Source organism: Microbacterium sp. (genome assembly GCF_036566905.1).
In the GTDB taxonomy this organism is placed as follows: Bacteria; Actinomycetota; Actinomycetes; order Actinomycetales; family Microbacteriaceae; genus Microbacterium.
Genome location: NZ_DATCVK010000208.1, coordinates 1 through 5,636 on the forward strand (window position 1 = coordinate 1; position 5,636 = coordinate 5,636).

Sequence of the window (5,636 nt, forward strand, 5' to 3'; positions counted from 1 at the left end):
CCGACCAGCGCGCCCACGGTCGTCGCGCGCATGCGTGCGGATGCCCCGCGCTTCGTCTCGGCCCGCGCGCTCCTGAGCGGTCCAGCGCCCCTTGGGGCGACCGGTGCCGGCGTCCGTCGAGGGCGCTTCGGCGCGGAAACCCCGGTGTCCGGCACTGCGGCTGCCGGGCTTGCCCGACGATGAGTCACCCGGGCGGCGCTTGGCGTCCTGCCCGTCCCGCCCCTGGCTCGCGGCCCGATTCTTGGGGTTGTAGCGCGGGTCGTAGTTCTTCGCCGCGCGTCCGCCGCCGGGCTTCTTGTTCTTGGGCATCCGGCTCCTCCTGGGTGCGGACCGGTGGCTCCCACCCGTCCGCTGCAGCGCGGCGCGCGGGGCCCGGCGTGTCCAGCGTACCCGCGGGGCCGCCGACGGCCCGGTGCCCGAACAAGACCCGGCCAGCGCTTTCTCGGCTGATCGGGCTAATGTTTGACTCAGCGGCTCGCCGCTGAACTGGGGATTTGTCGTCAAAGCCGGCGGGCCTCGGTGTCGGGGTCTATTGGGGGATGTCCGGCATGGGGGTGCGTCGAACAGAACCGATCGTGAGTCGAATGTCTTCCGCGACCCTTTCCGACGCGACCAGCGGGCCGGCCGCGCCGCCTCGCGCGACGCTGTCCACAGCCTCCTCGGCGCGTCCTCGCGCCGTGACCCATCGCCCAGCGGTGACCACCCCGCGCGCATCGCCCGGGATGGTCACCGATGATGCCGACCCGCCCGGACCGGACGCCGCGCCTCTCGCGGCGACCGCCGTCGATCACACTCTTCTCGCGCACGGCATCGGTCGACTCGCGGTGCTCTCGCTTCCCGTGGGCGTCCTCCTCTCGGTGCTCACCAGCCACGACCCGACGTGGTGGCAACACCACTTCTCGCAGCTCGGCACGCACACCGATTTCTCGGGCCGCACGTTCAACACCATCGCGATCTTCTCCGGCTTCTTCCTCGCGGCCTACGGCGTGTTCGTCGTCGTGGCGCTGCCCACCGGCATCCGTCGTCGCTCGGCGCGCGGCTTCCGCGGGTCGATCGTGTCAGCCGGCCTGCACCTCACCGGCGTCGGTCTCGTGCCCATCCCGGTGAGCCCGGTGATGCACGACCTCATCGCGACGGGACTGGGCCTGTCGTTCCTCGCCACCGTCGCCACCGGTCTCACCATCCCCGGCCGCAGTCGCCGGTTCCGCCGCGCCACCGCGTTCTGCGTCGCGCTGCTCGCGGCCGGCATGGTCGTGCTGACCGCCGGATTCATCACGCTCGCACTGTTCGAGCTCGTGGCCTTCGTCACGATGGGAGCCTGGCTGCTGACGCTCCCCCGCACTCTCGCGCAGGCACCCGCAGCCGCCCGTCGACGCGCCGCCGCGCACTCCCCCCGAGAATGGATGCCATGGCAGAACCCGTGGCCCACCCCATCACCGTCGCGATCGAACGACGCATCGACCCATCTCGTACCGCAGAAGCCACGAGCTGGATGCAAGCCGGCACGGATCTCGCGGCCGGCTTCGCGGGCTTCCTCGGCTCCGGCTGGGTACGCGCCGGCGAGGGCAGCGACCTCTGGTACATGCTCTACCGCTTCAGCGACATCCCGACCCTCGAAGCCTGGGAGGATTCGCCGCAGCGTTCGTGGTGGCTCGATTCCGGCCGGGCCTTCGCGAACGAGGTCCGCGTCGAGCGACGCACCGGCATCGAGGGGTGGTTCGATGCTCCGTTCGCGACCCACGTCGAATCGCGGCATCCGGGTGTCCCTACGTCACCGGCCACCGGACCGGTCCAGCAGCCCATCCCGGCCGCCCCGCCTCGCTGGAAGCAGGCCGTCACGATCTGGCTGGGGTTCTTCCCCACGAATCTCCTCGCGTCGTGGCTCCTCGGGTTCGTCCCGGGGTTCGCGGAGTGGCCGCTGATCGCGCGCGTGCTGCTCTCGACGGTGCTGCTCACCCCGGTGATGACGTATGCGGTGCTGCCGTGGGTGACACGGATGCTGCGCCCCTGGTTGCAGCGCGGCGCCTGAGCGGGCGCGAGGACCGTCACCAGATCGTGTCGCGCCGAACGCCCCGCATGCCCGGGCGCGGTCGTACTCTGACCTCGTGAGCACCAGGAACATCTCGCCACTGCCCGACACGGCGGCACCGACACCCGGCCGGCGTGCGGAGTCGCAGGCGGTCTACGCCGGTATCGCCGCGGGCGCGATCGGCGCGATCTACGGCCTCCTCGTCGGGCTGTTCGCACCCGATCTCCAGCTCGCCGGCCAAGCCGACTCGTTCGCGGTGTGGGCGGCCTGCGGTGCCGCGGTAGTCGCCGCCGCCGCGTCGACGACCGAGTACTGGCGAGCGCGCAACCGTCCCGGACAGGAGTGGCGGCAGACGCTCCCGTCGTGGAAGTTCATCGTCAACACCATCTCGGTGGTCATCGTCCACACGGCGCTCGCGTTCGTGGCGGTGTACGCGCTCTACCGGGTGCTCGCGATGGGCTTCATCGGGCTGCCGCTCGTGACGTTCTGGTCGGTCGTGCTGATGGCGGTCACCCTCGGCATGACCACGTGGATCGTGTTCCTGTCGGTCTCGGCGATGACGACGCAGCGCATGTCGTCGCTGCTGCTCGCGTTCATCGCCATCGGCACGCTGACGGCCATGGTCACGACCCCCGACCCGAAGTGGTGGACGATCCACTTCAGTCATCTCGGCACGTTCGAGGACGACCTGTCGAGCTGGGTGTTCAACGGCACCCTCATCGCGGCAGGTCTGCTCGTGACGACCTTCGCCGTCTACATCGCCAACGACATGCGCGCCCTCGCCGCGGCGGGCGTGCTCGAGAACCCGCGGGGACCACGCATCGTCCCCGTGCTCTTCGTCGTCATGGGCATCATGCTCGCGTGCGTCGGCGTGTTCCCTGTCGACGTGAACCTCGCGCTGCACAACCTCTCGGCATCCGGCATGGCGGCGATGTTCCTGGTCCTCCTCATCGGCGGGCCGAAATTCCTCCGCGGGATGCCGCGCACCTACTTCGTCGCGTCGTGGGCGTTCCTGGCGGCGATGGCGGCGTCGGTGATCCTCTTCATCCCCGCGGTCGGCTACTTCTCCCTCACCGCGTTCGAGATCATCGTGTTCGCGCTGATCTTCGGGTGGATCGCGGTCTTCATCCGCTTCCTCGGCGTCGCCGGCCAGCAGGACTGACACCGGCAGCTCTTCCAGATCGGGAAGACGCGCGCGCCGTCGCGCGCGTCATCCGCCGAGAGCTGCGGCGCGAGGACCTCCGTACGTCCTGACGCGGTCGCCGGCGTGGAGTGCGGAGCTCTGCCGCGGCGCTCGGTCGTTTGTCAACCGGGCTCCGTGCGCCTCCGGGGCGACGTACGTTTCCACTGACGAGCAAGGGAGCATCCGATGGACCGCAACGCAGAGGAGCCGAAGACGGACGACGAGGGCACCCGCAAGCCGGGCGGCCTCGGTCGCGACGGGACGATCCCCGACGCGCCCGACGGCGTCGCAGCGGGGCACACGGGCGTGCCGTCGACGTTCGAGCCGGAAGAGGACGAGAAGGCTGACGGCTAGGAGACCTCAGCCGCGAAAGGAGAGTGTGATGACCGACAGCGTCGTTCCGCGCCTGTCGCCGGAAGACAGCAATCCCGCGAGCGATCTCAAGACCGATGTGATCAAGGATGTCGAGCGCGAGCACACCATCACGGGCGACTTCGTCGGGCCGCGCAGCGACGAGATCCCCGACGACGAGTCGGACCAGGGTGAGCCGTGACCCGCTGACCGCGGGCTGTGCATCTTCTGACGGAACGATCACGATTCCGTCTCGACGGGCCGTCCGACGTGCTGCGCGCGCACACTGGGGTGCATGTGGTGGAGGTTTCTCAGGGCGGTCAAGCGTCGCGAACACCGTGTCGCGCCGACGACATGGGTCGTCGCCATCGCCGCCGTCGTGTACACGTTCGCGCCGATCGATCTGATCCCCGAGCTGCTGCTGGGGCCGCTGGGCTTCGCCGACGACCTCGGCGTGTGGGGGATCTTCGCCGTGCTCTTCGCCCGCGAGCAGCACCGGTGGCAGTCCGCCCTCCCGTCGCACTAGGTCGCGCAGAACGCAGAACCACCCGGGCGCGGGGGCGAAAGGCGCCGGTCTCACCGTCGCGCCGCGACCGACGCCCGGTGTACGCGGCGCTGGGTAGCATGCAACGCATGGCCATCAAACTGGAAAATGTCGGCATCGCCGTGCGCGACCTCGATGCGACCATCGCCTTCTTCACCGACCTCGGTCTCACGCTCGTCGGCCGCGACACGGTCAGCGGCGAATGGGCCGACACCGCCGTCGGCCTCGACGGGAACCACGCCAAGATCGCCGTGCTCCAGACGCCCGACGGCCACGGGCAGCTCGAGTTCTTCGAGTACATCCACCCCAAAGCCATCGAGACCGAGCCCACGCTTCCCAACGAGATCGGCATGCACCGGGTGGCCTTCTCGGTCGACGACATCGACGAAGCCCTCGAGATCGCCGCACGGCACGGCTGCCATCCGCTGCGCGGCGTGGCCACCTACCAGGACGTCTACAAGCTCACCTACCTCCGTGGCCCGAGCGGCATCCTGGTGATGTTCGCCGAGGAGTTGAAGAAGCACTGAGCGGGGATCGAGCGGTCCGCCGGGCGCCTCGGAATCTGATCGTCAGCAGGCGCTGAGCTCGGCCGCTGCCCGCCCACGAAAACCGAGAGGGACGGTCCCACGCACCCGGAGGGGCGCGGGGACCGTCCCCCTCGGACTCGATCGAGACCGGCGTCAGGCGTCGTGGCGACGGTCGTCGCCATCGCGGTCGGAAGCGGGCGACTCGTCCGTCTCGGACTCCTCGGCTTCGGGCGAGGCGTCGGCGCGAACCGCGCCGTCGCCGTCGTCGGTGGCGTCGCCCTGCCCGGGTTCCGGCTCCTCGAACGGACGGGCCTCGTCCGCGACGGGCTCGGATTCGGGCGCATGGATCTCCGCCGCACCCTCGGCCTCGACCTCCGGACCGGTCGATATCTCGGGCTGCGGCTCGTCCGCCGCGGCCTCGGGCTGCTCTGCGGGCTCGACGTCGGACCCGCCAGAGGCGTCGCTCTCACCCTCGACGTCTGCCGATGCCACCTCCGCCGGTGCGGCATCGGCCGGCGCGGCATCGGCCGGCGCGACGTCTGCCGCATCGGTGTCCGTCTCGGTCGTGTCACCGCCCGCCGCGCCGGGCACGCCCGGCTGCGCGTCGGCGGGCTCGAAAGCATCCTCCGAGGATTCGGCCGCGAGCGCCTCCGGCTCGGTCGCGGGTGCCTGCTCGGCGGCATCCGGCCCGTCGGCATCCGTGATCTCGTGCGGCTCAGCGACCCGGTCGCCCGAGGGCTGAGCCGTCGGCACGGCGTCGATGACGGTCGCCTCGGAGTCGGCCGGCGAGTCGGTCCCGTCGGACGCCGGAGCGTGCTGCTCGGGCTCCGCGGGCACGGCGTCGACGACAGCGGGCGCGGGCGCCGAGTCCGATACCTCGACGTCAGGCCCTTCCTCGATCACCGGCACAGCGACCTCTGGCCCTGCACCGCGCTCCCGCTGGCGACGCTGGCGTCGGGTCTCGAGGGCGGCCGCGCCTGCGGCGCCGGCCGCGACACCCGG

Annotated in this window: 6 protein-coding genes and 3 pseudogenes; 7 read left to right on the plus strand and 2 right to left on the minus strand. The window is 70.7% G+C overall.

Annotated elements, in window-relative coordinates; translation table 11 throughout:
- Positions 1-309, minus strand: a pseudogene (locus VIP82_RS17525) (DEAD/DEAH box helicase); the annotation flags it as partial.
- 413 nt (positions 310-722) lie between these two features.
- Here VIP82_RS17525 and VIP82_RS23035 point away from each other — a divergent pair.
- The 7 genes and pseudogenes from VIP82_RS23035 to VIP82_RS17555 form a co-directional block, all read left to right on the plus strand.
- Positions 723-1,274 (plus strand): annotated as a pseudogene (locus tag VIP82_RS23035) (DUF998 domain-containing protein); the annotation flags it as partial.
- Between the two features lie 125 nt (positions 1,275-1,399).
- On the plus strand, positions 1,400-2,029 hold the full coding sequence (locus VIP82_RS17530; protein ID WP_414684698.1) for a putative antibiotic biosynthesis monooxygenase: 630 nt from the start codon (positions 1,400-1,402) through the stop codon (positions 2,027-2,029).
- Between the two features lie 76 nt (positions 2,030-2,105).
- On the plus strand, positions 2,106-3,191 hold the full coding sequence (locus tag VIP82_RS17535) for a DUF998 domain-containing protein (protein WP_331910945.1): 1,086 nt from the start codon (positions 2,106-2,108) through the stop codon (positions 3,189-3,191).
- 207 nt (positions 3,192-3,398) lie between these two features.
- Positions 3,399-3,566, plus strand: a complete 168-nt coding sequence (locus VIP82_RS17540) for a hypothetical protein (RefSeq protein ID WP_331910947.1) — start codon at positions 3,399-3,401, stop codon at positions 3,564-3,566.
- Between the two features lie 28 nt (positions 3,567-3,594).
- Positions 3,595-3,765 carry a hypothetical protein gene (locus tag VIP82_RS17545; RefSeq protein WP_331910949.1) on the plus strand — a complete coding sequence of 57 codons (171 nt, stop codon included), beginning with the start codon at positions 3,595-3,597 and terminating at the stop codon, positions 3,763-3,765.
- A 93-nt stretch (positions 3,766-3,858) separates the two neighbouring features.
- On the plus strand, positions 3,859-4,089 hold the full coding sequence (locus tag VIP82_RS17550) for a YkvA family protein (protein WP_331910951.1): 231 nt from the start codon (positions 3,859-3,861) through the stop codon (positions 4,087-4,089).
- Positions 4,090-4,196: 107 nt separating this feature from the next.
- Complete coding sequence (locus VIP82_RS17555; RefSeq protein WP_331910953.1) at positions 4,197-4,634, plus strand: VOC family protein; 438 nt, start codon at positions 4,197-4,199, stop codon at positions 4,632-4,634.
- Between the two features lie 153 nt (positions 4,635-4,787).
- On the opposite strand, the pseudogene VIP82_RS17560 reads toward VIP82_RS17555, so the two are convergent.
- Positions 4,788-5,636 (minus strand): annotated as a pseudogene (locus VIP82_RS17560) (hypothetical protein); the annotation flags it as partial.